Below are 24966 nucleotides of genomic sequence, written 5' to 3' on the forward strand. Positions count from 1 at the left end.
TTTCTAATTATTTGCCTTGCTCTTCCAAAGCTTCCCAAAACTCGTAAGCTCTTCTTAAATGCGGAATTACGATTGTTCCTCCAACAAGAGTGGCAATTCCCATTGCTTCCATCATTTCTTCTTTAGAAACACCTTCTTTATAACTGGTTTCTAAGTGGTATTTTACACAGTCATCGCAACGTAAAACCGTTGAAGCAACTAAACCTAAAAGTTCTTTGGTTTTTACATCAAGAGCACCTTCTGCGTAAGCATTGGTGTCAAGATTAAAAATTCGCTTTACAATTTTGTTATTGTCAGCTAATAATTTTTCGTTCATTTTAGAACGATAATCGTTAAATTCTTGAATGATATCAGACATTTTCTTTTAATTTATTTCTATAAACAACCTTCGAAATCAATATACTTACCTCGTAAATAATCAACATCGGAATTGCTACAATGGTTTGACTTACAACATCTGGCGGCGTAACAATTGCGGCAATAACTAAAATAATTACAACAGCATATTTCCAATACTTTCTTAAAAATTCTGGAGTTACTAATCCTAATTTGGTTAAGAAGTAGATAGCGATTGGCAATTCAAAAAATATGGCACTTCCTAGAATACTCGTTTTAACCATTCCCATATAAGATTCTAGCGTAAATTGGTTTTTCACCACATCACTTACAGAGAAAGTTGCCACGAAGTTTACCGACATCGGAATTACTACAAAATAGCCGAATAGCACTCCTAAAAAGAAAAGTAAAGAAGAAACGAAAATAAAAAGTTTCGCATTTTTTCTTTCTTTCTCGTACAGAGCCGGACTAATAAATTTCCAGATTTCCCACAAAATATAAGGAAAACTTAAAATGAAACCAGCCAGAAGACACATCCATACAAAGATGTTGACCTGACCTTCCATTTCGGTATTCTGAATAATGAAATTCAATTCCGTAATACAGATACTGTCTGCAAAACCTAATTGATGCGATAAGTCGCAAAACCAAACATATGTAAAAAATGTTGGTCTAATTGGACCTAAAATAATTTGATCAAATAAATAATCACTAATAAAATAAGTAACAAATGCCATAATGCATGTTGCTAATGTACTTCTAACTAATAACCATCTTAGTTCTTCAAGATGATCTAAAAATGACATCTCGCCAAGGTTTTTCTTTGCCATTATACTATTCCTTCTTTTAAAATGTCATGTAAGTGTAAAACTCCTTTATATTCTCCATTGTCAGCCACAATCAATTGCGTGATGGAGAAATCTTCTAAAATATTTAAAGCGTCAACTGCCATAGTTTCCGAAGATACTACTTTAGGATTTTTAGACATAATATCCCTTGCAGTTAAGTCCGCAATAGTATCTACGTCATTTAGCATTCGTCGGATGTCTCCATCTGTAATAATTCCAATAATTTTTTCATCTTCAATAACTGCTGTAACCCCAAGTCTTTTTTCAGAAATTTCAAAAATGACTTTTTTAACAGAAGTTTCTGGCGCAACTGCAGGTTTTAATGAATTTTCGATCATGTCTTTTACACGAAGTAATAGCTTCTTTCCTAAAGCGCCGCCAGGATGATAAACGGCAAAATCTTCAGGTTTAAAATCACGCATTTCCATTAAGCAAACTGCCAATGCGTCTCCAATAACTAGTTGTGCAGTCGTGCTATTTGTTGGTGCCAAATTAATTGGGCAAGCTTCTGTATCTACAGTTGCATTTAGAACATAATCTGAGCCTTTTGCTAAAAAAGAAGTGATGTTTCCTGTAATTGCAATTAGAGTATTACCGAATCTTTTTAATAACGGAACTAAAACCTTTATTTCTGGGCTATTTCCACTTTTAGAAATACAAATTATAACATCTTCATTCTGGATCATGCCTAAATCACCATGAATAGCTTCGGCAGCATGCAAAAACATAGAAGGCGTTCCAGTAGAGTTAAAGGTGGCAACCATTTTTTGAGCAATAATGGCGCTTTTTCCAATTCCAGTTACAATAAGTCGCCCTTTGCTTTCATAGATACGTTGGACAGCTTCGTAAAAATTTTCGTCCAAAAAATCAATTAGTTTTGTAATTGCTTCACTTTCAGAGAGTATTGTTTTTTTGGCGATTGCCAATATATTTTCTTTTGTGATCAAATCAGAATATTTAAAATTTGTATGTATAAAAGAAAGTTGTATCTTTATGTGTTGCAAATTTATACAAAATACCATTAATATAAAGAATGAATTCAAACGAAATTGAAATACATAAAGAATTAAAGAAGTATTTCGGCTTTAGCCAATTTAAAGGCTTGCAAGAGCAAGTCATTACGAGTATTTTAAATGATAAGAATACTTTCGTAATTATGCCAACAGGCGGTGGAAAGTCTCTTTGTTATCAATTACCCGCTTTAATTCAGGATGGAACAGCAATTGTTGTTTCACCATTGATTGCTTTGATGAAAAATCAAGTTGATGCGATTCGAAGTCTCTCGTCAGAAAATGGAATTGCACATGTATTGAATTCCTCTCTTACCAAAACGGAGATTGCTCAGGTTAAAAAAGATATCACTTCTGGTTTAACCAAACTTTTGTACGTAGCCCCAGAATCGTTAACAAAAGAAGAATATGTTACTTTCTTACAAAGTGTCAAAATTTCTTTTGTTGCTATTGATGAAGCTCACTGTATTTCAGAATGGGGACACGATTTTAGACCTGAATACAGAAATCTGCGACATATTATCAAGCAATTAGGTAAAGTACCAATTATCGGACTTACCGCTACTGCAACGCCAAAAGTTCAGGAAGATATTCTGAAAAATTTGGATATGTCTGATGCGAACACTTTTAAAGCATCATTCAATAGACCGAACTTATATTACGAAGTTCGAACAAAAACAAAAAATATCGAATCGGATATTATTCGATTTATAAAACAGCATAAAGGCAAATCTGGAATTATTTACTGCTTAAGCCGAAAAAAAGTAGAATCTATTGCCGAAGTTTTACAAGTAAACGGAATCAGTGCGGTTCCTTATCACGCAGGTTTAGATGCAAAAACACGCGCCAAACATCAAGATATGTTTTTGATGGAAGATGTAGATGTCGTTGTAGCAACAATTGCCTTCGGAATGGGAATCGATAAACCAGACGTTCGTTTTGTAATTCACCATGATATTCCAAAATCTCTTGAAAGTTATTATCAGGAAACTGGTCGTGCAGGACGCGACGGTGGAGAAGGACACTGTTTAGCTTATTACTCTTATAAAGATGTAGAAAAGCTAGAGAAATTTATGTCTGGAAAACCAGTTGCCGAGCAAGAAATTGGTTTTGCCCTTTTGCAGGAAGTTGTGGCTTACGCCGAAACTTCGATGTCGCGTAGAAAATTCCTTCTTCATTATTTCGGTGAAGAATTCGACAGCGAAACTGGTGAAGGTGCCGATATGGACGACAACGTTCGTAATCCGAAACATAAGGTCGAAGCAAAAGATCAAGTGGTGAAATTGCTTGAAGTTGTTCGTGATACCAAACACATTTATAAATCAAAAGAAATTGTGTTCACTTTAATTGGGCGTATTAATGCCGTAATTAAAGCGCACAAAACAGATACACAACCTTATTTTGGTTCGGGTTCAGATCACGACGAAAAATATTGGATGGCGTTATTAAGACAAGTTTTAGTTTCTGCTTATCTGTCTAAAGATATCGAAACTTATGGTGTAATTAAAATCACCGAAAAAGGATTAGATTATATTAAAAATCCAGTTTCATTTATGATGTCTGAAGATCATGAATATACAGAAGCTGATGACGAAACGATTGTATCAGGAGGCAAATCTTCTGGAACTGCCGATGAAGTCTTGACAGGAATGCTTCGCGAACTTCGTAAAAAAGTAGCTAAAAAACTTGGAGTTCCGCCATTTGTTGTTTTTCAAGATCCTTCTTTAGAAGATATGGCGCTTAAATATCCAGTTTCTATTACAGAACTATACAATATTCATGGAGTAGGAGAAGGAAAAGCTAAAAAATATGGAAGTGAATTTGTCGCTCTAATCAGCCGATATGTTGAAGATAACGATATTATTCGCCCAGACGATCTTGTTGTAAAATCTACTGGAGTAAATTCAGCAAATAAATTATATATCATTCAGAATATCGACCGAAAACTGTCGTTGAACGACATTGCTTCTGCAAAAGGTTTAACAATGGATGCTTTGATTAAAGAAATGGAGCAAATTGTTTATTCTGGAACCAAGCTAAATATCAAATATTGGTTAGATGATATCTTGGATGACGATCAGCAGGAAGAAATCCACGATTACTTCATGGAATCAGAATCAGATAAAATTGAAGACGCACTTAAAGAATTTGATGGCGATTACGATATTGACGAATTGCGTTTAATGCGTATTAAGTTTATTAGTGAAGTAGCGAATTAAAGTATTCTGTGTTCAGTTTTTAGTGTTCAGTGAATTCTAAAATAGATAGTTGGAATAAGTTATTATAAAAGTATTAAGTAATCAGTTTTTAGGACTCTCTGAACACTAAAAACTGATTACTGATCACTGTAAATCTCTCCTCGATGCGGTTTCAAAGCATCTCTTACCTGAATCATATTTTCGTCAGTAACTACCATAAAAGCGGTAGCGTGCATATCGTTTACAATTGAAAAACCTGTAATATTTAAAGGTAATTTTTCAATTGCTATATATTCTTTTAAATGAATTTCGTGGTGCTCGGCAGTTTTTGCAGAAGCTGGTCCGCGAAAATCCCAAATCAATTTTATTTTTCTAGACATTTTTTTAAAGGTGCAAAGGTTTTGAGGTGCAAAGGTACAAAGTCTTTCTTAAAGGTTCTAAGATTCTGAGATTCTAAGTTTTTTTCTGTAGAGACGCACCGCAGTGCGTCTACGCAACGTGTGCCCATAATATGTTAGACGCACTGCAGTGCGTCTCTACGATATGCTTTGTGCTGAAAAACCCCATAATCAGTTTAGATCTGTGTAAATCTGCGTGAAAATTTAGAGCAAATATAAAATCTCATTTCAAAATAGTACTTTTGCATCTTCTTTTCATAGAAAGAAAAGCTAATAGAATAAAAACAAAAAAATGCCAAAAGAACTTTTACTTCAAGTTACACCAGAAATTGCTGCAAACGAATCATTGCTAAAAGACTATTTGTCTAAGCAGATTAAAGTTTCTGCTCAAGAAATTCAGCACGTTTCAATTTTAAAACGCTCTATTGATGCACGACAAAAAGCGATTAAAATCAATTTGAAAGTTCTTATTTATTTGAAAGGCGAACCATTTCACGAAACTAAAATTGAGCTTCCTATTTATAAAGACGTTTCTTCGGCACAAGAAGTTATTGTTGTTGGAGCAGGTCCAGCTGGACTTTTTGCTGCTTTGCAATTAATAGAGGTAGGCTTAAAACCAATTGTATTAGAGCGCGGAAAAGACGTTCGCGGACGAAGACGTGATCTGAAAGCAATAAATCGCGAACATATTGTAAACGAAGATTCTAATTATTGCTTTGGCGAAGGTGGAGCAGGAACGTATTCTGATGGTAAATTATATACACGTTCTAAAAAACGTGGAGATGTAACTAGAATTTTAGAACTTTTAGTTGCTTTTGGTGCTTCAGAAGATATTTTGGTAGAAGCTCATCCACATATCGGAACCAATAAATTGCCTAAGATTATTGAGGATATTCGTGAGAAAATCATCGAATTTGGCGGTCAGGTTTTATTTGAAACTCGTGTTAGTGATATTTTGGTAAAGAATAATGAGGTTGAAGGAATCGTAACGCAAAACGGAGATAAAATTCACGCCAATAAATTAATCTTGGCAACAGGACATTCTGCACGTGATATTTTTGAATTATTAGATAAAAAGAAAATCTTAATAGAAGCAAAACCTTTTGCTTTAGGCGTTCGAGCAGAACATTCTCAGGAGTTAATAGACAGCATTCAATACAGTTGTGATTATCGCGGAGAACATTTGCCACCGGCTCCTTATTCAATTGTAAAACAAGTAAACGGGCGCGGAATGTATTCGTTCTGTATGTGTCCGGGTGGTGTCATTGCACCATGTGCTACAAGTCCGGGTGAAGTGGTTACAAACGGATGGTCGCCATCTAAACGTGATCAATCTACAGCAAATTCTGGAATTGTGGTCGAATTAAAATTAGAGGATTTCAAACCTTTTGCAAAATTTGGTGCTTTGGCAGGAATGGAATTTCAAAAAAGTATCGAACAAAAAGCATGGTATTTGGCTGGACAAACTCAAAAAGTTCCAGCGCAAAGAATGATAGATTTTACGCAAAGTAAAGTTTCGGCAGATATTCCGAAAACTTCTTATGTTCCAGGAACAACTTCAGTTGAATTAGGGCAGGTTTTTCCAGGATTTTTAACGCAGATTATGCGTCAAGGATTTCAGGATTTTGGAAAATCAATGCGTGGTTATTTGACTAACGAAGCTATTTTACATGCGCCAGAAAGCAGAACTTCTTCGCCAGTTAGAATTCCGAGAAATCCTATGACTTTAGAGCATCTTCAAATAAAAGGTTTATATCCATGTGGAGAAGGTGCAGGTTACGCTGGTGGAATTATTTCTGCAGCAATTGATGGCGAAAAATGCGCCTTGATGATTGCGGAATCTTTGAAATAATTTTTTGCAGAAAAAAACTTTACTATCTTAGTTTATATTAGTTGCTTTCTAATTTGAGAACGCAAATATTTTAAACTAAATAACTAATGGTGAACTTCTTTTCTAATTTATTCGGACGTAATAATGATCCAAAATCGATTATTTCTTTTGATATAATTGAACCTATTTATAATTACTTGTATAGCCAGAAGTCTGATCTTGAATTTAAAGTAAAAGGAATTCAGGAAAATGTATCTGTAAATTTATTTTATTTTCCAGGTTCATTTGATCATGAAGAAGGCATAGCCGAAATTAAAAAAGCCGGTTTTAAAAATGCTTATGAAGTTTTAAATGAACTTTATAAGAAAATGAATGTTGGTGTTCTTTCTGATGAAGCAATTCAAGAAGGTTTAGAATACGATTTTATTCATATTCAGTTTAACTCACAGCCAACTTCAGAAGAGAAGAAAGTATTTAAACGTTCCATAAAAAATTTCACTATCTTTTTTTGCTGTACAAATAGCTTAGAAATAAACGATTTTAGAATATTATATTCAGGAAAACATTTCTTTGATTACACAAAAGGATTATTGGAAAGTGAAGTTTTAGATATAAATAATCCAAAGAATGAAAGTGAAGAAATCGGAATTCGAGATTTTAAATTGGTGCTGCAAGGAATTTGCCAGTATTTAGACATTGAAGTTCCAAAAACTGTAGAACTTTCTTCAAATGATAATTTATTAGCAAATGAAGAGGCGACAGAAAAAGATTTTGAAGAGTTTATTCAATTGGTTTCAAGAGGAAATATTGAAGAAAAGGAACTAAAAAAACAATCAAAAAAACTTTTTAAGAATTATAAAAAAGAAGCAAAAGAATATCATGATATTGTCGAAGATCATTTTGCTTTTTTTGAAAGTATCGACGCTTGGAACAGCGATTGGAAATTTGATCCAGAAGATGCAGTATATTTTATTTCTAATTTAATCGGCGAAGATTTTACTTTCGATTATCCCGAAGAAACTTATAGTCATGAACTCTTTCCTTACATTCAATCTGAATTAGAAAAATCGAATCTTGAGCTATTAACCTATGAAACTTTTGGCGATAACTATTTGTTTTTTGTTGCTAATAAAGACGAAGTTGAAAGAATTTTAGAATTGTCTGAATTGATAAAGATTGAAATTAATCAGTTATAAAAATAAAAGCCCATTAAGTAATTTCTTAATGGGCGTAAGCTTTTTAGTTTTCAGCTTTTATTTCGGTAGCAGCATTTTCTGTGTCGCATTTTGTGTTGTAAAATTTGACAACCTGAAAAATATCATCTTTTTTAAATTCTTTGTTGTTGATTTTTTCTACGAGAACTGGACAGTCTTTGAAAAATTCTGAAGCTGCTTTTTTAAAATTTTTACTGATGTTTCCCAGAGAAGTAATTATAGAAACTTCAAAATCTTCTCCGTGAGCAACATAATAATACGTTACAGGACTTGAAGCCATTCCCATTCCCATATTCATTCCTGAAAATCCAGAATTTGGGATTGTTGCAAAATTAAAGCCAGACATATCATATTTGTATAAGCTGACTTTGCCTTCAATCAAGACTTTTAGCCATTTATGAAAACCGTCGACTTCTTTTTTGTATTTATAAACTTGCGAAATTCCATCTCTTTCAAGTTCAATTCGATCAATAATCAAAGGGTCATAATCGGTTCCTTTATCGTCATCATTCAATTTTAACTTGATGGTGTTATCGGTTCTAATTTTTCCAATTCCGCTTAAAACGGTACCGTCATCGAAATAGATTCTACAGATTTGTTTTTGTGAATTTGCTGTTAGGGCAAAAAAGAAAAATAATAGAAAAGCAAATAATGTTTTATGGTTAAAAAGATGGTTTTGGGAATTCATTTTTGGTTTTATTTTAAGGGATTAAGATAATCTTTCCAGTACTTTTTCTGCTTTCCAGAAAATCATGCGCCAGCTTTCCTTCCGATAATTTAAAAGAAGTAGGTTCTGAAAGCTTAATTTTTCCATCAACAATCCAATCGAATAATTGTGTAGATCTTTTGATTCTTTCGTCTTTAGAATTTAAATAACTCCATAAATCGCCTCCGGTTAGAGTTTTAGAAGTATCCATTAACATTCTAGGATCTATTGGCGATGGATCGCCGCCAGCCATTCCGAAGAAAACGACTTGCCCGCATTCTTTGGTAACTTCAAAGCTCTCCATTAAAGTGCTTCCAATACTGTCATAAACAGCATCAACACCTTTTGGAATCACTTTTAAAATTTCCGACTTCCAATCTTCATTATAAAGAAAAACATGATCTGCGCCTTGTTCAAAACCAATCTTTGCTTTTTCAGAAGAGGAAGTTAAACCAATAACATTCGCTCCCAAAAGTTTGCTTATTTGAGTCAGAATTTGTCCAACTCCACCGGCAACAGCATGAATTAAAACTGTTTCGCCATTTGCTGTTTTATGACTGTCGGTGGCTAAATAATGTGCTGTTAAGCCTTGAAGTAATACTGAAGCCGCAGTTTCAAACGAAATATTTTCAGGTAATGGTAAAACATGATTGGTATTGACTGCAACCAATTCTGCATTCGCAAAAGGAACATCGGCAAAAGCCACGCGATCGCCAACTTTATATTCGGGATGATTATTGGCATCGACAACAATTCCAGCACCTTCGTAACCTGCAATAAAAGGCGGGTTTCCTTTTAAATGATAATTTCCTTTTCGTCTGTAAACATCGGCAAAATTTAATCCGATGGCCTTCATTTCGACTAAAATTTCGTCGCTTTTTAATTGAGGATTAGGAATTTCTATATATTCTAAAACATCTGAATCTCCAAAAGTAGAGAAGGTAAGTGCTTTCATTTTAAACTAATTTAGGAATACAAAGTACGTGAAAATTAGTTTGAAAAGTTTTTTTTAGCCACAGATTAAAAAGATTAAAAGGATTTTCTAAAAAAAAATAATCTGTGAAAATCCATTTAATCTGTGGCTAAAAAATAAAATTAAATCTTAGGAAATTTCATTTCATTAAAATTGCTTTTTTGTTTCGCCAAAGCTTCGATATCTTGCCATTTTCTGGGAGCGTCTATAGAAAGATTTTCATAAGAATCTTTAAGCATTAAAATGTCATCTTCAATACGAACGCCTATATTCCACCATTTTTTGTCACATTTACTGTTTGCAGGAATATAAATTCCAGGTTCAACAGTTAAAATCATGTTTTCTTTTATAACGGTTTGTGGGCCTTTAAAAGTTCCTTTATCATGGACATCTAAACCAAGAAAATGCGAGCAAGAGTGAGGATAGTATAATTTTACATCTTTGGGATCTGTAATAATTCCTAGTTTTACTAAACCTTTTGCTAAAACATTTTTTGCCGTTTCATTTAAAGCAATTAGTGGAGTTCCTTCTTTACAGATTTTAAAAACTTCTTCTTGAGCTTCATAAACCAATTCATAAATGGCTTTTTGTTCTGGACTGAATTTTCCGTTTGCCGGAATAGTTCTTGTTACATCGGCAGAGTAACCGTGATATTCAGATCCTACATCCATTAATAACAATTGATTATCCATTTTAGTAGCGTTGTTTTCTCCGTAATGTAAAATACAGCCATTTGCTCCAGCGCCTACGATTGGCGGATAGCCTTCATCTTCAGCGCCATAATGTCTATGAATGTATCTATGAATTCCATCTGCCTCATTTTCGCTCATATCTGGCCCAACGGCTTTCATTACTTCATTGTGCGCAATGCAAGAAAGTTTGACTGATTTGCGCATTAAAACCAATTCTTCTGGAGTTTTGATTTCACGGAGTGAAGAAGTAATGTCGTTGAATAACAATGTAGAATCTGAATTTTCTACTGTAATTTCCGCTTTTTTCTTAAATGTTTGTGTTAAAGAATAAAGGCTTTCTGGTTGATTGCTAAACGCAATATCGGTTTGAAATTCATCGTAAATGATTTTGTCGAATTTTTTATAATCAATTTCAAAATTCTGAAAATCGACTCCGTTATAAACTTTTGCGAAGCCTAGTTTAGATTTTGCGCCTTCAACTCCCAAGCGTCTTCCTGTCCAGGTTTCTCTAAGCGCATTTCTTTCTCGTACAAAAAGAACTTCGGTGTATTTTTCTGTTCCCTGCGGTTCTTTAAAAAGCAGTAAAACGGACTCAGGTTCTTTATAGCCTGTTAAATAATAAAGGTCTGGATTTTGATGAAAATTATAATTAATGTCTCTAGAAAATACTCTTTCAGGATATGAAAAAATAACTGCTACAGAATTAGCTGGCATTAAAGCTCTAAAAGCTTCGCGACGGCCTTTGTGAAATTCTTTAGAAAGATAATCTGTCGGAAGATTTTCTTGCGAATGAACTTGAAATCCGAAAACTAATAAAGTGATGAATAATAAAATTTGTTTCATTTTTTGGTTTTTGATGATGATTGGTAGCTTTTTGATTGATGCAAATTACAAAAAAAATGCAGTTGCAAAATTGATTTTAAAGATTTGACTTATAAAACTTTAAATAAAATAGAGTAACTTAGATACAGAAAAAACTCCCAATTCTAAAATGTAAACCTGCAACTGGGCATGAATATTGAGAAAAGAATGTTTACAGATCAATTCTAATCTTCAAAAAACAAATTATATTAATCTTTAAAATTACATTTTTATGAAAAAATACACACTTGCAGTCGTTTCAGTTTTAACCTTATTATTAACTTCTTGTATGGCATCCAAAGACACAAAAAGCGCAGGAAATCTATTTGATACAACTTGGGAGTTGGAGTATATTTCTGGACCAAGAATTGCTTTTGAAGGTTTGTATCCGAATAAAAAACCTCAATTAACTTTCGATCAAAAAGAAACAAGAGTTTACGGAAATAACGGATGTAATGGTTACAGCGCGCCATATACTCTAAACGGAAAATCTTTAAGTTTTGGAGAAGCTGGACCAACAACAATGATGTTTTGTGAAGGTGGCGGAGAACAAGTATTCTTAAAACAAATTAAACAAATTACAAGTTATTCTGTCGATAAAGATGGAAAACTGAATTTAATTCAAGGCGATATTCCGGTAATGCGATTTAAAAAAGTAGCTAAACAATAGTTTCTTCTTAAGTAAGCCCCAGAGGGGCAAAATATTTATAGAAATAAAAATATCGCAATAGAAAAAGCTCCAGCGGAGCGATATGTTTTACCATTACAAAAAAATATATCGCTCCGCTGGAGCTTTGTTGTCTATGAATATTATATGTTCTATAAATATTTTGCTTCTCCGAAGCAATCTTTCAGAAATCAAATAAACTCTTAAGGACGTTTAGAAGAATCCTTTTTAATGCTTTTTAAGTTTATCTTTAAAAACCTTTTCAAATTTCTCTAGTTTCGGCTGAATTACCATTCTGCAATACGGCTGATTTTTGTTATTCGCATAATAATTCTGATGATAATCTTCGGCTTTATAGAAAGCTTTAAAAGGCTCCACTTTTGTTACAATTGGACTTTTGTAAACTTTTGCCTTATTCAATTCAGAAATAATGCTTTCTGCAGCTTTCTTTTGTTCGGCATTTTTATAAAAAATAACAGAACGATATTGTGTTCCAACATCTGCGCCCTGACGGTTTAAAGTTGTCGGATCATGAACGGTAAAAAACACCTTAAAAATTTCGTTAATGTCCGTCACAGTTTTGTCGTACGTAATCTGAACAACTTCGGCGTGACCAGTTTCTCCAGTACAAACTTCCTCATAAGTTGGATTAGCAACATTTCCTCCAGAAAATCCAGAAACAACAGATTTTACGCCGTCCAGATTTTCATAAACTGCTTCTACGCACCAATAACATCCTCCGCCAAGCGTAATAGTTTCTATATTTGATGCTTTTTTATTTTGCGAAAAGCCATTCAGCGAAAGCGCAAATAAACATATTAAGAGTATATTTTTCATAAGTGAGATTATTTGTTGTCTGGAATAAAATCAAGAGCAATTGAATTCATGCAATAACGCTTTCCGGTTGGTTCTGGGCCATCGTCGAAAATGTGTCCTAAATGTCCACCGCAGCGTCCGCAAAGAGTTTCAGTTCGTTCCATTCCAAGTGAATTGTCTTCTTTAAAAACAATGCTTTTTTTGTTGTCTTGTTCGAAGAAACTTGGCCAACCACAAGTGCTAGAGAATTTGGCAGTAGATCTGAAGAGTTTGTTTCCGCAAGAAGCGCAATAATAGGTTCCTTTTTCATCGCTGTTCCAATATTTTCCTGTAAAAGGTCTTTCGGTATCTGCTTCGCGCATAACAGCGTAAACGTCTTCAGGTAAAACTTTTTTCCATTCGGCGTTACTAACATTCAATTTTGTGGTATCTGTATTTGAATAATATGGATTTCCCGGTTTAGTAATTACATTTTTTTCCATCGAAATTGGTTTTGCATCCTTTTTGTTGTTTTGTCCGCAAGCCTGTAAAATAAAAAGCGGTAACAAAAAGCAAAGGCTAATAAGTTGAGTTTTAGATTTCATAAAACAAATAATAAAAGTTTAATGTGTTAGATCTGTATAAATTTGTAGGCTTCTTTAGTTTTGTAATTCAAAGATACAACTAGATTAAGCCTCGAAATACTGAGTTTCAAAGAATTCAGTTTTTTTTAAGTGTGTTTTAACTTTTTATTAGTTACGTAAAATAGGTCAATGTAGTTTTTATGTCTTAATTTTAACAGCTTTTAATTTTGAACTGGATTTATTTAATTGTAAATCAGAAAGATATAAAAAGAGCTGAGGTTTAGATTTTTTGCAATTGCAATTAGGATTTTTAAGCCATTTCTTTTTTCGTATTTTTGTTAGCTTAAGAAGACTTATGACAGAAGAAAAAGTAATATTGGTTAACGAAAATGATGAGCAGATTGGTTTAATGCCAAAATTAGAAGCACATGAAAAAGCGCTTTTGCACCGTGCATTTTCAGTTTTTGTTTTAAACGAACAAAATGAAATCATGCTGCAACAGCGAGCACATCAAAAATATCATTCGCCTTTACTTTGGACGAATACTTGCTGCAGCCACCAGCGCGAAGGTGAAACGAACATCGAAGCGGGGAGCAGAAGATTGTTTGAAGAAATGGGTTTTAAAACGGAATTGAAAGAGCTGTTTCATTTTATTTATAAAGCTCCTTTTGATAACGGATTGACAGAGCATGAATTAGATCATGTTATGATTGGATATTATAATGAAAATCCAAACATCAATACAGAAGAAGTTGAAGCTTGGAAATGGATGAAAATTGAAGATGTAAAAACTGATATTCAGAAACAGCCCGAAATATATACCGTTTGGTTTAAAATAATTTTTGATGAATTTTATCATTATTTAGAAGATCATAAACTTTAATCCAGACCAACCAAAAGCCTAAATGAGAGTAACCATATCAAGAAAAGCACATTTTAATGCTGCGCATCGACTACATCGAAAGGATTGGTCATTTGAAAAAAACGATGCTGTTTTTGGAAAATGCAATAATCCTAACTTTCATGGTCATAATTATGGTTTAACAGTAAGTGTTACAGGAAAGATTGACCCCGAAACTGGTTTTGTTTTAGATGTGAAAGTATTGGCGGATATAATACGAGAAGAGGTAGAAATTCCGTTTGATCACAAAAATCTGAATCTGGATGTTCCAGAATTTGCAGATTTGAATCCGACTGCAGAAAATATTGCCGTTGTGATATGGAATAAAATTAGACAACGAATTCATACCGACTTTGATTTGGAAGTCGTTTTGAACGAAACGGAACGCAATTTTGTAACTTATAAAGGAGAATAAAAAATGTCATTAAAAATAGGAGATATAGTTCCGAATTTTACTGCGAAAGACAACAATGGAGAACTTTTTGAAAGTCAGAGCGTCTTAGGTAGAAAGCCTTTGGTAATTTATTTTTATCCAAAAGATAATACGCCAGGCTGTACAACAGAAGCTTGCAGTTTTCGGGATCAATATGAAGATTTCAAAGATTTAGGAGCTGAGGTAATCGGTATTAGCAGTGACAGCGTAAAATCGCATCATAAATTTGCTGCTAAACATCAATTGCCTTTTATTTTGCTTTCGGATCAAGATAAAAGACTAAGAAAGCTTTTTGGAGTCCGTAATAATTTATTCGGATTACTTCCAGGACGCGTAACCTATATTATAGATAAAAATGGTTTAGTAATTTCGATTTTTGACAGTGTAAATGCTGCCAAACATATTCCGAAAGCACTAGAAACCGTAAAAGAATTAGTATTATAAAAATAAACAGTAGTACAAAACACAATTAATTAAACCAAATATTAGCCTAAAACATGAGCCAAAATTTATACCCTTTGCAATTTGAACCGATTTTGAAAGAAAGAATCTGGGGAGGAGAAAAACTAAAAACAATTCTAAACAAACCAATTGTTTCGAAAATTACAGGCGAAAGCTGGGAATTATCTACCGTAGAAGGAGATGTAAGTGTGGTTGCAAATGGCGATTTAAAAGGAAAATCTTTAATGGATTTGATTAATGAAACGCCAGAGGCTATTTTAGGAACTAAAGTTTACGAGCGTTTCGGAAAACAATTTCCATTACTTTTCAAATACTTGGATGCAAGAGAAGATCTTTCGATTCAAGTTCACCCAAACGATAAATTAGCAAAAGAACGCCACAATTCATTCGGAAAAACAGAAATGTGGTACGTAACTCAGGCAGATGCAGATGCGAGAATTATTGTTGGTTTTAAAGAAGATTCTAATAAAGAAGAATATTTAAAACATTTGCACGACAATACTTTGGTTTCAATCTTAGATGATGTAAAAGCGAAACCAGGCGATGTTTTCTTCTTAGAAACAGGAACTGTTCACGCAATTGGCGCTGGATTAGTTGTTGCCGAAATTCAACAAACTTCTGATATTACCTATAGATTATACGATTTTGATCGTGTAGATGCAAACGGAAACAAAAGAGAACTTCACGTAGATCTTGCATTAGATGCAATTAACTATAATAAAGTAGATACACAGAAAAAGTACGACTCAAAAGTAAATACTTCAAACACAATTGTAGATTGTCCGTATTTTACAACTAACTTTCTTCCTTTAGAAAATAAGTTAGAAGTTTCTAAAACTGGGGAAACATTTACAGTATATATGTGTATTGAAGGTGACTTTGAAATCGAATATGATGGATTTAAACAAGCGTACAAAAAAGGCGATACCGTTTTGGTTCCTGCTGCGATAAATGCATTTAATTTGAACGGAAAAGCTTCAATTTTAGAAATTTACATTTCTTAACACATAATCTAAAGATAATATGTACTTTTGCAGACGCAAATTAAAATTATAATAAAATGGCAAACGTTAAGAATTTAAAGAAAGACATCAACTTCGTATTAGGAGATATTATTGAGGCAGTTTACTTGTTTGAGATGTCAACAACAGGAAATCCAACTCCAGAAACGAATGCTTTGATCGATGAAGCTATTGCTGCATTCGATACTTTGATTACAAAAGTGAACGCAAAGAACGTTGAAAATAAAAAAGCACACTTCAAACAAATCAATGTTGAATTAGAACAAACTGCTAATCAATTGATTGAAAAAATCAACGCTTTATAAGCAAAAAAAAGTGTAAAAAAGTGCAAATTTATTTTGGGAAATTGAAAAACCGCTTTATATTTGCACCCGTATTGAGGCCGATGTAGCTCAGCTGGCTAGAGCAGCTGATTTGTAATCAGCAGGTCGTGGGTTCGAGTCCCTCTATCGGCTCAACGGAAACCATCACAGAAATGTGATGGTTTTTTACTTAAAAATGAGAGGCAGATTTATTTTGTAATATCAAAAAACAATTTTATATTTGCACCCGAAATAACGCCGATGTAGCTCAGCTGGCTAGAGCAGCTGATTTGTAATCAGCAGGTCGTGGGTTCGAGTCCCTCTATCGGCTCAAAAAACCATTCACTTTGTGAGTGGTTTTTTTTTGCCTAAAATTGAAATTTTAGATTTCAGGTTTCATGTTTGAAGTTTCATTTTTTCTTAGGAATCCAAATTTAGAATTTCTTTTTTGTTAATTTAATTTAATGTTTTTTAGAAATGTTTTTCCTATGTTTGTTAGATAACCTAAAAACATTATAATCGATGGAAGAAACTTCAGCATTTGAAAAATTTGAATTGCAGTTAGACAGCGCTGCAAAAGACTTTTTAAAAGAAACAGCTAAATGGGCTTATTTCTTGTCTATACTAGGGTTTATTGGACTAGGATTTTTAGTTTTAATTGCCATTTTTGCAGGCGCAATTTTTTCTACAATCGGAAGTACTGTGCCAGGAATGGGAGTTTATGGTAGTTCATTTGGAGCAATGATGACTTTCATTTACTTATTAATGGCGGCTCTTTATTTCTTTCCAATTTACTATTTGTACAAATTTAGTTCAAATACAAAAAAAGCGTTTAGAGATAATGATTCTGGTGCCCTTACAGATTCATTAGGATATCTAAAATCGCACTATAAATTTATTGGGGTTTTAATGGTCGTTTTACTTGCATTTTATGCACTTTTCTTTGTGTTTGCAATTATTGCAGGTATAATGGGGAGATAAAACTTTACATTTGCATATAAAAAAAGGCTCTGAATTTTCAGAGCCTTTTTGTTGATATATATATGCGAAATACTATTCTGCAGTTTGTGCTGGCGTTTGCTGTTGTTTTTTCAAATCCTCAACATATTTAGTCAGTTTCTTTCCGTAAAGCGATTTTGCTACTTTGGGCGTCATAGATTTCTGAATAGTATCAAGAAATTTAATGTTGATGTCATAAATTTCAGCTAGAGCAATATAAGGAGCTACTTCGTGATCTTTGTTGTTTAATGCAAAGTTTGTAGCGTATAGATATTTTCTTTTAATATTAGATTCTCCTTCTTTAGTTAGGCTATCTAATGCTTTTTGGTCTTGTCTTTTTATTGCTTTGAAACGAGGCTCAACCAAAGAAAGGTTTTCTTCTACAAAGCGTGAGTTTATTTTCTGATATTGCTCGTATAATTCTTGGTTTTTTGATCCAGTGATTTTTGCACTTGCAATGAAATTATCTAAATTGGTGTCAATATTCATGTTTCCTGGTTCAGCAAAAAATAAAATATTGTTATCTAAAGAATTTGTTACACCACGATCTAAAAATAAATACAATACCTCTGGCGATTCTAATTTAATATCTCTTTCAAAAGAAGCATTTCCGTCTATTTTAATGCTGTCTATTGCAACAAGCGATGTGTCAACAATTCTTTGAATATATAAAGTTCCGTTCTTTAATCCTTTTATATTTCCTGTCAGATGTAAACCGTCAGTAGTTTCTTTTTTGCTGCAAGATGCAAGTAAGGCAAGAGTAGCAAAAGCAATTAATGTTTTTTTCATTGGTTTCTTAGATTTTGGTGCAAAATAAAGAAAATAGTTTAAATGTAATGAGCCTGAAGTTTTATTTTTATAAAAAAAAATAAATCCCAATCTATTTCTAAATTGGGATTTAAAATAATGTTATAAAAGGTTTTACATTGATAAACTGAATACCAAACCGTTTTCGTGAGTATAGGTGTAGATGGCATCACAGTCGTTATTTCCATAATCTATTATACCATTTATAATTCCGCCTTGAATTTTTAATTTTCCTTTAGAAATAAAAGTGCAAGAGTATTTTTTGGTTAATGTTTCTGTTACCGATAAAGTAAGTGTGGTTCCTGATGGAGAAGTAATCGTTTGTGTTCCTTCTGGAATTTCGTAAACATTGTCAGATAAAACCAAAGGAGTGTCAACACCAGCAGTTTGTTTTGTTGTGTAAATTCCAGAATTAGTATAAACTCCGCCTTGTAAATCTGTTAATTTTCCGTTGGTTACTTTTCTTGTCCATTGCGGTACAGAAGGTGTGCTTGTTGTATTTGTGTATTCAATCGTTCCTTCCAGTTTTAGGTTATTGATGTAATAATCTATTCTTTCAATAGTCATTTTGCTGCCAGTTGTAGTAACTGGTGCCGTAAGAGTGATTTTAAGCTTTCCTTTTCTGGTTAGAGTTTCGTCTTTACAGCCTGTTGTTCCAAAATCTAATAGAAAAACTTTTGGATAAGCTGTTCCTGCTGGAGTTGTAACCGTAATTGCGGCGCAAATTCCTGGCTGTGTTTCGGCGGTTTTTGCAGTAGTTGTCGAGTTGGCAGTAACCAAAAGGCCTGTGTTAACATCCATAGCTGTCGATGCATCTACGGCAAGTGATGCCGCAACGTTTGTTAAATCTGTTGAAGAGTTGTTGTTGTCACTATCATCACTACTTGAGCAAGAAACATACAGGAATGCTGTAGCACAAATAGTTGAAAGTAAAATAGCAGTTTTTTTCATAGTGGTATTTTTTAGTTAGATAAATAAGGCAATCAAATGTAATAAAAAAATGAATTACAATAGAAAATCCTGTAATGGTTAGTTACAGGATGTTATAACGAATTTTTGAAGAAAAAATTATAATCAAACAGATTTGTAATAATCGCTTTTGGCTTTTCTTATTTTTTTGTATTCTTCCCAATTAAAACGGTTTAGAAAGTCGGAAGCATTTTGTGCTCCTCGAATAAAAAGATCGATTTTGGCGTCGTCGGTAAGATTGAAATTCAGCCAATTATGGCTTCCGGTATCAATATATCCTATTAAATTTTTAAAATCGGGATTTTTTCTTAGAAATTCAGAATCGTAACCATACCTCGCGGTGTCAAACATAGAACTTATTAAATTCGAGAATTTTTCATTTTTATTGATTTCATTTTTATCGTAGCCCAATTTAATTCCGAAAGTAGGAGAAGCGGGAACATTTAAGTTTTCGTGAAAAATATCTATCGGGAAATTAGAAATAATTCCGCCATCCATAAACATTACTTCCGAAGGAACTGAAGTTCTTAAGCAAGTTGCTTCGTTCCATTTATTCCAAGATTCAACGCCACTCGGAATGTTTTTGATTTTAAACGGACTAAAAAATAATGGAATAGACATTGATGCTCGAACAAAATCAGCTGGATTTTGAACATTCGGATTGGCGTAAAACAAATCCATCATTTTCGGGAATACAATTTTGCTTTCGGTAGTAATATCTGCAGCAATTATGGCTAAATTACTCCAGTGATCAATTCTGTTGTATTTTTCTTTGTCTCCAAAATTAACTTTGTTTATTCGAAATAATTGGTTGTCGTCAGCAATTCCTTTTTCTCTTAAAGCTTTTAGATCAGCATAATTTTTTATTCCTTTTTGAGAAAGTAAATTAGTCATCCATTGGTGGAAATTATTTCCGGGATTCAATCCTAAATCGTCTTTAAAATTGTCAATAACCTGAGTTCCTTTAATTATTAATTTTAAATTTCCTGCATCGCTCAATAATGCATCAATAAATTCTCTCGCATCACGATCACCGTCAACAAAATCGTATAAGTTTTTGTTGCATAAACAATCCAAAATCCATTCTGATTTTTCGATATCACAAGTTCCTGCTGCTGCCATCAACATTGTATTGATGCTCCCTGCAGATGTGCCTGCTAAACTCAAAAATCGTATTCCCATTTTTTCTAAAACATATACATATCCTATTAAAGCAATTCCGAGTACGCCTCCGCCTTCTTGCACGAGATCAACATATTGATAATTGTTTTTATCTGTAATATCTGAGAATTTTTTGTCTTTAATCTGCTCCTTTAACTCTTTTATAATTGCTAGAACTGTTCCGTTTTCTGTAAACTTTCTTTTATCCATGACTTCTAGGTTTTTATTGTAATTGGTTGGTTTTCAAAATTATGCAAAGACTGTTTCTGAGAAAAGGGGAGAATTGCCCTTTTTTGAAGGGTATTTTTAGTCAAAAAAAAATCCTGCAAAACTTAATTTGCAGGATTTTCTCAAGTATTCTTTACGAATGATTATTTGATCATTTCAAAACTTCTTTTTACAAAAGCAGTAAGCGCTTCACCTTTTAATAGGTTTTGAGATAATTTAGCTAAATCTAAAGCTTGTTTTACCAAATGCTCTTGATGTGTTTTGTCTTCGGTATTCAAGATATTTGAAGCCAAATCAGAATTTGTATTTACTACCAAATTGTACATTTCTGGCATATTTCCCATTCCGAACATTCCGCCACCGCCAGTTTGGCTCATTTCCTTCATTCTTCGCATAAATTCTGGTTGAGTAATAATAAATGGAGCTGCTTGAGAATCCATAGCTTCTAACTGAACGCTGTAAGCTTTTGGAATATAAGCTTCTAACGAAGTTTTTAAAGTTGCTTTTTCTTCTTCAGATAATTTAGAAATTGTGTTTTCATCTTTCTTAATCAGATTATCAATGTGATCAGAATCTACACGTACAAAAGTTAATCCTGTATTATCATTTTCAATTTTCTGAATTAAATGCGAAATAATCGGAGAATCTAAAAGCAATACTTCGTAACCTTTATCTTTTGCGGCTTCAATATAAGAGTGCTGTGCATCTTTATTTCCTGCATAAAGAACAACCAATTTTCCGTCTTTGTCAGTTTGGTTTTCTTTTAGTTTTTCTTTTAATTCTTCTAAAGTGAAATAAGTATTATCTACCGTTGGGTACAAAACAAACGCACCTGCTTTTTCATAGAATTTATCTTCAGAAAGCATTCCGTACTCTAAAACGATTTTAATATCATTCCATTTTTCTTCAAAATCTGCGCGATTTTCGTTAAATAACGCTTTTAGTTTATCTGCAACTTTACGAGTAATGTAGTTAGAGATTTTCTTAACCGCACCATCCGCTTGCAATCCAGAACGAGAAACGTTTAATGGAATATCTGGAGAATCGATAACACCTTTTAACATTGTCAAGAATTCAGGTACGATTCCTTCTACGTTGTCTGTAACGTAAACTTGGTTTTGGTACAATTGAATTTTATCTTTCTGAATCTGCATATCACTACCCAATTTTGGGAAATACAAAATTCCAGTTAAGTTGAATGGGTAATCTACATTTAAGTGAATGTGAAACAAAGGATCTTCGAACTGCATTGGATACAATTCTCTATAGAAATTTTTGTAATCTTCATCAGATAATTCAGAAGGTTGTTTTGTCCAAGCTGGATTTGGATTGTTGATGAAATTGTCAACTTCAACAGTTTCATTCACGTAATCTTCTTGAGCATCTTCCGGTTTTGGAAGTGTTTCTGTTCTTGTTCCGAATTTAATTGGAATAGGCATAAATTTATTATACTTATTCAATAAACCACTAATTTTAGAATCGTCTAAAAATTCTAAAGAATCTTCAGCAATATGAAGAATGATTTCAGTTCCGCGTGAAGTTTTGTCAGCAGGTTCTAAAGTAAATTCAGGACTTCCGTCGCATGTCCAATGTGCAGCTGGTTCGTCTTTATATGATTTTGTAATGATTTCTACTTTTTCAGCTACCATAAAAGCAGAATAGAAACCAAGACCAAAGTGACCGATAATTCCAGAATCTTTAGCAGAATCTTTGTATTTATCTAAAAATTCTTCAGCTCCAGAAAAAGCAACCTGATTGATGTATTTTTCAACTTCATCAGCCGTCATACCTAAACCTTGATCGATAATGTGGATTTTTTTACTTTCTTTATCCACTTTAACTTCAATAATTGGGTTTCCGTATTCTACTTTAGCTTCGCCAATACTGATAAGATGTTTTAATTTTAAAGTAGCATCAGTACCGTTAGAAACAAGCTCGCGCAAGAAAATTTCGTGGTCGCTGTATAAGAACTTTTTAATTAAGGGAAAAATGTTTTCTACCGAAACATTAATTTTACCTGTTGCCATATTTTTTAATTTTTTATTTAATGTGATGATTTTCATTTATTCAAATAGAATACCAATTGTTTTTAGGGTGACAAAATGTCTTAAATGTTAATTTTGAAAGAAAATAATCATATTCTAAAACCGAACTTATTCTTTCGAATCGTATATTTGTGGTATAATAATTGTTAAATGCGTAAGTATTAACTTAAAAAAATAAGCAAAATGAAGAAAATATTTTTTATTTGTCTGATTGCCACGATGTTTTTTGCGTGTAAATCAGCTTCGTCAACAGCAGCTTCTTCAGAAGCCACTACACTTTCTACTAAACTTGACAAGAAAACTCAAGTAGCTTTAAAAGGAAATTGGGTACTTACTAACGTAACTTATCCTGGATCTGATTATATTAAAGTAAATTCATTTGATTTGGCAGATTCAAAATGTTTTATTGGAAGTAACTGGAGTTTTATTTCAAATAACAACAAAGGGAATATGGCTTTAACATCGCCAAGCTGTACTGCATTTTCTTCGCCAATTGTTTGGAGCATCAACAATCAAGGTATGTTTGTGCTTAAAATTCTTGACGCAGGAGAAAAGGCTAAAAAAGTAAGAGATGGTTACTTGCTTAAAGTTGGAAGTGTGACTGAAAGTTCGTTTCAGTTAATTGATAACATAAATGTTGGAGGTCAGGTTAAAGATGTGACGTACCAATTTCAAAGAGCCAATTAATATTTAAAGATATAAGAATATGAAAAAGATAACAGTTTTAGGATTAAGTAGTTTAATGGTTATTGCTAGTTTTTTTACTAGTTGTGATTCAGTAAAAAATGCAAATAACACACAAAAAGGTGCCGGAATTGGCGCAGTTGCTGGAGGTGTTATCGGAGCTGTATTAGGAAATAATTTAGGAAAAGGCGGAAACGCTGCTTTAGGAGCTGCAATTGGAGCTGCTGTAGGTGGTGGAACTGGAGCTTTAATTGGAAACAAAATGGATAAACAGGCTCGTGAAATCGATCAAGCTTTACCAGGTGCTTCTGTAGAAAGAGTTGGAGAAGGTATTCACTTAACTTTGAATGAAAACTCAGTTCGTTTTGATACAAACAAATCTACTTTGACTTCTACAGCAAAAGCTAATTTAGATAAATTGGTTCCAGTATTTAATGAGTACGGAGATACTGATATTCAGATTTTTGGATATACTGATAATACAGGAAAACCAGAGTACAACTTAACACTTTCTGGACAAAGAGCTGCTTCTGTGCAAGCTTATTTAGTTGCTAAAGGATTAAAATCTAGCCGTTTCAAAACTTCAGGTTTAGGAATTGCAGATCCGATTGCTACAAATGATACTCCAGAAGGAAGAGCGCAAAACCGTCGTGTGGAATTCTCAATTACTGCAAACGACAAAATGGTAAATGACGCTAAAGCAGAAGCTGGAAAATAATTTCAAAACAAAATAAAATATAAAAAAAGCTGTTTCATAATTGAAGCAGCTTTTTTTTGACATTAGAAATTAAACATTGTAAATTTGACCTCTCATATTACAACTCATGCTTGACATTCAAAATATATCTTTTTCATATACCGATACGCCAGTTATCAAAAACGTCTCTTTTACCATTAACAAAGGTGATAATATTGCTATTATAGGAGAAAGCGGTTGCGGTAAAAGTACACTGCTAAAACTTATTTATGGTTTGTATGATCTTGACGAAGGGAAAATATTTTATAATGATAAACCTATTCTGGGACCAAAGTTTAATTTGATTCCCGGAATGCCGTATATGAAATATTTGGCTCAGGATTTTGATTTGTCTCCATATGAAACTGTGGCAGAAAACGTTGGAAAATTCCTTTCCAATGGTTTTGCCAATATGAAAAAACTTCGTGTTCAGGAATTATTGGAAATGGTTGAAATGGAGCAATTTTCTAATGTAAAAACTAAATTCTTAAGTGGAGGACAACAGCAAAGAGTTGCCTTGGTAAGAGTTTTGGCTTTAGAACCAGAAGTTATTTTGCTAGACGAGCCGTTTAGTCAAATTGATGCTTTTAGAAAAAATGCTTTACGCCGTAACTTATTCCGTTATTTAAAACAAAAAGGAATTACTTGTATTATTGCAACACACGATAGCACAGACGCTTTGTCTTTTGCCGACGAAGCAATTGTAATGCGACATGGAGAAGTGATCAAAAAAGATAATCCGACTAAGATATACGAAGATCCGCAGATAAAATATGTGGCTTCTCTGTTTGGTGAAGTCAATGAAGTGGCAACGCATTTGTTGCTTCCTTATGAAGATGAAACGCATAAAACATTAGTTTATCCGCATCAGTTTAAAATGGTTTCAGAATCTAGATTGAAGGTGAAAATTAGAAGAACTTATTTTAGAGGAAGTCATTTTTTAATTGAAACCGTTCATAAAAGGCAATTGATTTTCTTTGAAAGTGAAATCGATTTGCCGCTGGAACAAGAAGTGTTTTTAGTTTTAAATTATTTATAATTAGATAATTGATAATTTTTTGATATTAAATAAAAACCCGACAAACTTTAAAATTTGTCGGGTTT

Annotated in this window: 26 protein-coding genes and 2 tRNA genes; 15 read left to right on the plus strand and 13 right to left on the minus strand. The window is 33.2% G+C overall.

The window, feature by feature from the left end; all coding sequences use genetic code 11:
• Nucleotides 1-7: 7 nt before the first annotated feature.
• Genes P0R33_RS15935 through P0R33_RS15945 form a run of 3 tightly spaced genes read right to left on the minus strand, consistent with a single transcriptional unit; the run spans nucleotide 8 to nucleotide 2131 of the window.
• Nucleotides 8-358, minus strand: a complete 351-nt coding sequence (locus P0R33_RS15935) for a carboxymuconolactone decarboxylase family protein (protein ID WP_223708414.1) — start codon at nucleotides 356-358, stop codon at nucleotides 8-10.
• Nucleotides 351-1166, minus strand: a complete 816-nt coding sequence (gene tatC / locus P0R33_RS15940) for a twin-arginine translocase subunit TatC (protein WP_276172158.1) — start codon at nucleotides 1164-1166, stop codon at nucleotides 351-353. The genes P0R33_RS15935 and tatC overlap by 8 nt, the downstream gene beginning before the upstream one ends.
• A complete protein-coding gene (locus P0R33_RS15945; protein ID WP_276172160.1) occupies nucleotides 1166-2131 on the minus strand; it encodes a KpsF/GutQ family sugar-phosphate isomerase in 966 nt (321 codons plus the stop codon). The genes tatC and P0R33_RS15945 overlap by 1 nt, the downstream gene beginning before the upstream one ends.
• A gap of 86 nt (nucleotides 2132-2217) precedes the next feature.
• On the opposite strand from P0R33_RS15945, the gene recQ reads away from it, so the two are divergent.
• The gene (gene recQ / locus P0R33_RS15950) at nucleotides 2218-4413 is read left to right on the plus strand and encodes a DNA helicase RecQ (RefSeq protein ID WP_276172162.1); all 2196 of its coding nucleotides are present in this window, start codon (nucleotides 2218-2220) and stop codon (nucleotides 4411-4413) included.
• 116 nt (nucleotides 4414-4529) lie between these two features.
• Here recQ and P0R33_RS15955 read toward each other — a convergent pair whose 3' ends face one another.
• On the minus strand, nucleotides 4530-4772 hold the full coding sequence (locus tag P0R33_RS15955) for a hypothetical protein (protein WP_276172164.1): 243 nt from the start codon (nucleotides 4770-4772) through the stop codon (nucleotides 4530-4532).
• A gap of 310 nt (nucleotides 4773-5082) precedes the next feature.
• Between P0R33_RS15955 and P0R33_RS15960 the strand changes: the two genes are divergently transcribed.
• The gene (locus P0R33_RS15960; RefSeq protein WP_276172166.1) at nucleotides 5083-6642 is read left to right on the plus strand and encodes an FAD-dependent protein; all 1560 of its coding nucleotides are present in this window, start codon (nucleotides 5083-5085) and stop codon (nucleotides 6640-6642) included.
• Nucleotides 6643-6728: 86 nt separating this feature from the next.
• Nucleotides 6729-7817: a hypothetical protein gene (locus P0R33_RS15965; RefSeq protein WP_276172168.1), complete on the plus strand. Its 1089-nt coding sequence runs from the start codon at nucleotides 6729-6731 to the stop codon at nucleotides 7815-7817.
• 43 nt (nucleotides 7818-7860) lie between these two features.
• Here P0R33_RS15965 and P0R33_RS15970 read toward each other — a convergent pair whose 3' ends face one another.
• From P0R33_RS15970 to P0R33_RS15980, 3 genes are all read right to left on the minus strand, one after another.
• On the minus strand, nucleotides 7861-8523 hold the full coding sequence (locus P0R33_RS15970) for a hypothetical protein (RefSeq protein WP_276172170.1): 663 nt from the start codon (nucleotides 8521-8523) through the stop codon (nucleotides 7861-7863).
• A 13-nt stretch (nucleotides 8524-8536) separates the two neighbouring features.
• Nucleotides 8537-9496 carry a quinone oxidoreductase gene (locus P0R33_RS15975; protein ID WP_276172171.1) on the minus strand — a complete coding sequence of 320 codons (960 nt, stop codon included), beginning with the start codon at nucleotides 9494-9496 and terminating at the stop codon, nucleotides 8537-8539.
• A gap of 140 nt (nucleotides 9497-9636) precedes the next feature.
• Nucleotides 9637-11049 (minus strand): aminopeptidase P N-terminal domain-containing protein, encoded by a 1413-nt coding sequence (locus P0R33_RS15980; RefSeq protein WP_276172172.1) that lies wholly within the window; start codon nucleotides 11047-11049, stop codon nucleotides 9637-9639.
• A gap of 250 nt (nucleotides 11050-11299) precedes the next feature.
• Between P0R33_RS15980 and P0R33_RS15985 the strand changes: the two genes are divergently transcribed.
• Nucleotides 11300-11737, plus strand: a complete 438-nt coding sequence (locus tag P0R33_RS15985) for an META domain-containing protein (RefSeq protein ID WP_276172174.1) — start codon at nucleotides 11300-11302, stop codon at nucleotides 11735-11737.
• A gap of 225 nt (nucleotides 11738-11962) precedes the next feature.
• Here P0R33_RS15985 and msrA read toward each other — a convergent pair whose 3' ends face one another.
• Both msrA and msrB read right to left on the minus strand, forming a co-directional pair.
• Nucleotides 11963-12571 carry a peptide-methionine (S)-S-oxide reductase MsrA gene (gene msrA, locus P0R33_RS15990; protein ID WP_276172176.1) on the minus strand — a complete coding sequence of 203 codons (609 nt, stop codon included), beginning with the start codon at nucleotides 12569-12571 and terminating at the stop codon, nucleotides 11963-11965.
• 8 nt (nucleotides 12572-12579) lie between these two features.
• Nucleotides 12580-13134 (minus strand): peptide-methionine (R)-S-oxide reductase MsrB, encoded by a 555-nt coding sequence (gene msrB / locus P0R33_RS15995; protein WP_276172178.1) that lies wholly within the window; start codon nucleotides 13132-13134, stop codon nucleotides 12580-12582.
• 334 nt (nucleotides 13135-13468) lie between these two features.
• Between msrB and idi the strand changes: the two genes are divergently transcribed.
• The 8 genes from idi to P0R33_RS16035 all read left to right on the plus strand — a co-directional run bounded on the left by idi (nucleotide 13469) and on the right by P0R33_RS16035 (nucleotide 17214).
• A complete protein-coding gene (gene idi, locus P0R33_RS16000; RefSeq protein ID WP_184165313.1) occupies nucleotides 13469-13996 on the plus strand; it encodes an isopentenyl-diphosphate Delta-isomerase in 528 nt (175 codons plus the stop codon).
• Nucleotides 13997-14018: 22 nt separating this feature from the next.
• Entirely contained in the window at nucleotides 14019-14429 is a 411-nt protein-coding gene (locus P0R33_RS16005; RefSeq protein ID WP_248728184.1) for a 6-carboxytetrahydropterin synthase, read from the plus strand.
• A 3-nt stretch (nucleotides 14430-14432) separates the two neighbouring features.
• Entirely contained in the window at nucleotides 14433-14891 is a 459-nt protein-coding gene (locus tag P0R33_RS16010) for a peroxiredoxin (protein WP_184165310.1), read from the plus strand.
• Between the two features lie 53 nt (nucleotides 14892-14944).
• The gene (locus tag P0R33_RS16015; RefSeq protein ID WP_276172180.1) at nucleotides 14945-15913 is read left to right on the plus strand and encodes a type I phosphomannose isomerase catalytic subunit; all 969 of its coding nucleotides are present in this window, start codon (nucleotides 14945-14947) and stop codon (nucleotides 15911-15913) included.
• A 56-nt stretch (nucleotides 15914-15969) separates the two neighbouring features.
• The gene (locus P0R33_RS16020; RefSeq protein ID WP_012022371.1) at nucleotides 15970-16236 is read left to right on the plus strand and encodes a hypothetical protein; all 267 of its coding nucleotides are present in this window, start codon (nucleotides 15970-15972) and stop codon (nucleotides 16234-16236) included.
• Nucleotides 16237-16312: 76 nt separating this feature from the next.
• A tRNA-Thr gene (locus P0R33_RS16025) sits at nucleotides 16313-16386 on the plus strand.
• A 104-nt stretch (nucleotides 16387-16490) separates the two neighbouring features.
• Nucleotides 16491-16564, plus strand: a tRNA-Thr gene (locus P0R33_RS16030).
• 191 nt (nucleotides 16565-16755) lie between these two features.
• Nucleotides 16756-17214, plus strand: coding sequence for a DUF5362 family protein (locus tag P0R33_RS16035; protein WP_276172182.1), 459 nt, complete (start codon nucleotides 16756-16758; stop codon nucleotides 17212-17214).
• Between the two features lie 72 nt (nucleotides 17215-17286).
• On the opposite strand, the gene P0R33_RS16040 is transcribed toward P0R33_RS16035, so the two are convergent.
• The 4 genes from P0R33_RS16040 to htpG form a co-directional block, all read right to left on the minus strand.
• Nucleotides 17287-18021 (minus strand): DUF4369 domain-containing protein, encoded by a 735-nt coding sequence (locus P0R33_RS16040; protein WP_276172184.1) that lies wholly within the window; start codon nucleotides 18019-18021, stop codon nucleotides 17287-17289.
• A gap of 132 nt (nucleotides 18022-18153) precedes the next feature.
• Nucleotides 18154-18990, minus strand: a complete 837-nt coding sequence (locus P0R33_RS16045) for a hypothetical protein (RefSeq protein ID WP_276172186.1) — start codon at nucleotides 18988-18990, stop codon at nucleotides 18154-18156.
• Nucleotides 18991-19113: 123 nt separating this feature from the next.
• Nucleotides 19114-20379, minus strand: coding sequence for a patatin-like phospholipase family protein (locus P0R33_RS16050; RefSeq protein WP_276172188.1), 1266 nt, complete (start codon nucleotides 20377-20379; stop codon nucleotides 19114-19116).
• A 161-nt stretch (nucleotides 20380-20540) separates the two neighbouring features.
• Complete coding sequence (htpG, locus tag P0R33_RS16055; protein ID WP_276172190.1) at nucleotides 20541-22424, minus strand: molecular chaperone HtpG; 1884 nt, start codon at nucleotides 22422-22424, stop codon at nucleotides 20541-20543.
• A 201-nt stretch (nucleotides 22425-22625) separates the two neighbouring features.
• On the opposite strand from htpG, the gene P0R33_RS16060 reads away from it, so the two are divergent.
• From P0R33_RS16060 to P0R33_RS16070, 3 genes are all read left to right on the plus strand, one after another.
• Entirely contained in the window at nucleotides 22626-23129 is a 504-nt protein-coding gene (locus tag P0R33_RS16060) for a lipocalin family protein (RefSeq protein WP_276172192.1), read from the plus strand.
• Between the two features lie 19 nt (nucleotides 23130-23148).
• Nucleotides 23149-23844 (plus strand): OmpA family protein, encoded by a 696-nt coding sequence (locus tag P0R33_RS16065; RefSeq protein WP_276172194.1) that lies wholly within the window; start codon nucleotides 23149-23151, stop codon nucleotides 23842-23844.
• A gap of 106 nt (nucleotides 23845-23950) precedes the next feature.
• A complete protein-coding gene (locus P0R33_RS16070) occupies nucleotides 23951-24901 on the plus strand; it encodes an ABC transporter ATP-binding protein (RefSeq protein WP_276172196.1) in 951 nt (316 codons plus the stop codon).
• Nucleotides 24902-24966: the final 65 nt, after the last annotated feature.

This window comes from Flavobacterium sp. YJ01 (assembly GCF_029320955.1).
Lineage (GTDB): Bacteria > Bacteroidota > Bacteroidia > Flavobacteriales > Flavobacteriaceae > Flavobacterium.

Coding starts and splice junctions, on each gene's coding strand:
- P0R33_RS15935 (WP_223708414.1), bottom strand. CDS start 358: ATGTCTGATATCATTCAAGAATTTAACGATTATCGTTCTAAAATGAAC.
- tatC (WP_276172158.1), bottom strand. CDS start 1,166: ATGGCAAAGAAAAACCTTGGCGAGATGTCATTTTTAGATCATCTTGAA.
- recQ (WP_276172162.1), top strand. CDS start 2,218: ATGAATTCAAACGAAATTGAAATACATAAAGAATTAAAGAAGTATTTC.
- P0R33_RS15955 (WP_276172164.1), bottom strand. CDS start 4,772: ATGTCTAGAAAAATAAAATTGATTTGGGATTTTCGCGGACCAGCTTCT.
- P0R33_RS15960 (WP_276172166.1), top strand. CDS start 5,083: ATGCCAAAAGAACTTTTACTTCAAGTTACACCAGAAATTGCTGCAAAC.
- P0R33_RS15965 (WP_276172168.1), top strand. CDS start 6,729: ATGGTGAACTTCTTTTCTAATTTATTCGGACGTAATAATGATCCAAAA.
- P0R33_RS15970 (WP_276172170.1), bottom strand. CDS start 8,523: ATGAATTCCCAAAACCATCTTTTTAACCATAAAACATTATTTGCTTTT.
- P0R33_RS15975 (WP_276172171.1), bottom strand. CDS start 9,496: ATGAAAGCACTTACCTTCTCTACTTTTGGAGATTCAGATGTTTTAGAA.
- P0R33_RS15980 (WP_276172172.1), bottom strand. CDS start 11,049: ATGAAACAAATTTTATTATTCATCACTTTATTAGTTTTCGGATTTCAA.
- P0R33_RS15985 (WP_276172174.1), top strand. CDS start 11,300: ATGAAAAAATACACACTTGCAGTCGTTTCAGTTTTAACCTTATTATTA.
- msrA (WP_276172176.1), bottom strand. CDS start 12,571: ATGAAAAATATACTCTTAATATGTTTATTTGCGCTTTCGCTGAATGGC.
- msrB (WP_276172178.1), bottom strand. CDS start 13,134: ATGAAATCTAAAACTCAACTTATTAGCCTTTGCTTTTTGTTACCGCTT.
- idi (WP_184165313.1), top strand. CDS start 13,469: ATGACAGAAGAAAAAGTAATATTGGTTAACGAAAATGATGAGCAGATT.
- P0R33_RS16005 (WP_248728184.1), top strand. CDS start 14,019: ATGAGAGTAACCATATCAAGAAAAGCACATTTTAATGCTGCGCATCGA.
- P0R33_RS16010 (WP_184165310.1), top strand. CDS start 14,433: ATGTCATTAAAAATAGGAGATATAGTTCCGAATTTTACTGCGAAAGAC.
- P0R33_RS16015 (WP_276172180.1), top strand. CDS start 14,945: ATGAGCCAAAATTTATACCCTTTGCAATTTGAACCGATTTTGAAAGAA.
- P0R33_RS16020 (WP_012022371.1), top strand. CDS start 15,970: ATGGCAAACGTTAAGAATTTAAAGAAAGACATCAACTTCGTATTAGGA.
- P0R33_RS16035 (WP_276172182.1), top strand. CDS start 16,756: ATGGAAGAAACTTCAGCATTTGAAAAATTTGAATTGCAGTTAGACAGC.
- P0R33_RS16040 (WP_276172184.1), bottom strand. CDS start 18,021: ATGAAAAAAACATTAATTGCTTTTGCTACTCTTGCCTTACTTGCATCT.
- P0R33_RS16045 (WP_276172186.1), bottom strand. CDS start 18,990: ATGAAAAAAACTGCTATTTTACTTTCAACTATTTGTGCTACAGCATTC.
- P0R33_RS16050 (WP_276172188.1), bottom strand. CDS start 20,379: ATGGATAAAAGAAAGTTTACAGAAAACGGAACAGTTCTAGCAATTATA.
- htpG (WP_276172190.1), bottom strand. CDS start 22,424: ATGGCAACAGGTAAAATTAATGTTTCGGTAGAAAACATTTTTCCCTTA.
- P0R33_RS16060 (WP_276172192.1), top strand. CDS start 22,626: ATGAAGAAAATATTTTTTATTTGTCTGATTGCCACGATGTTTTTTGCG.
- P0R33_RS16065 (WP_276172194.1), top strand. CDS start 23,149: ATGAAAAAGATAACAGTTTTAGGATTAAGTAGTTTAATGGTTATTGCT.
- P0R33_RS16070 (WP_276172196.1), top strand. CDS start 23,951: ATGCTTGACATTCAAAATATATCTTTTTCATATACCGATACGCCAGTT.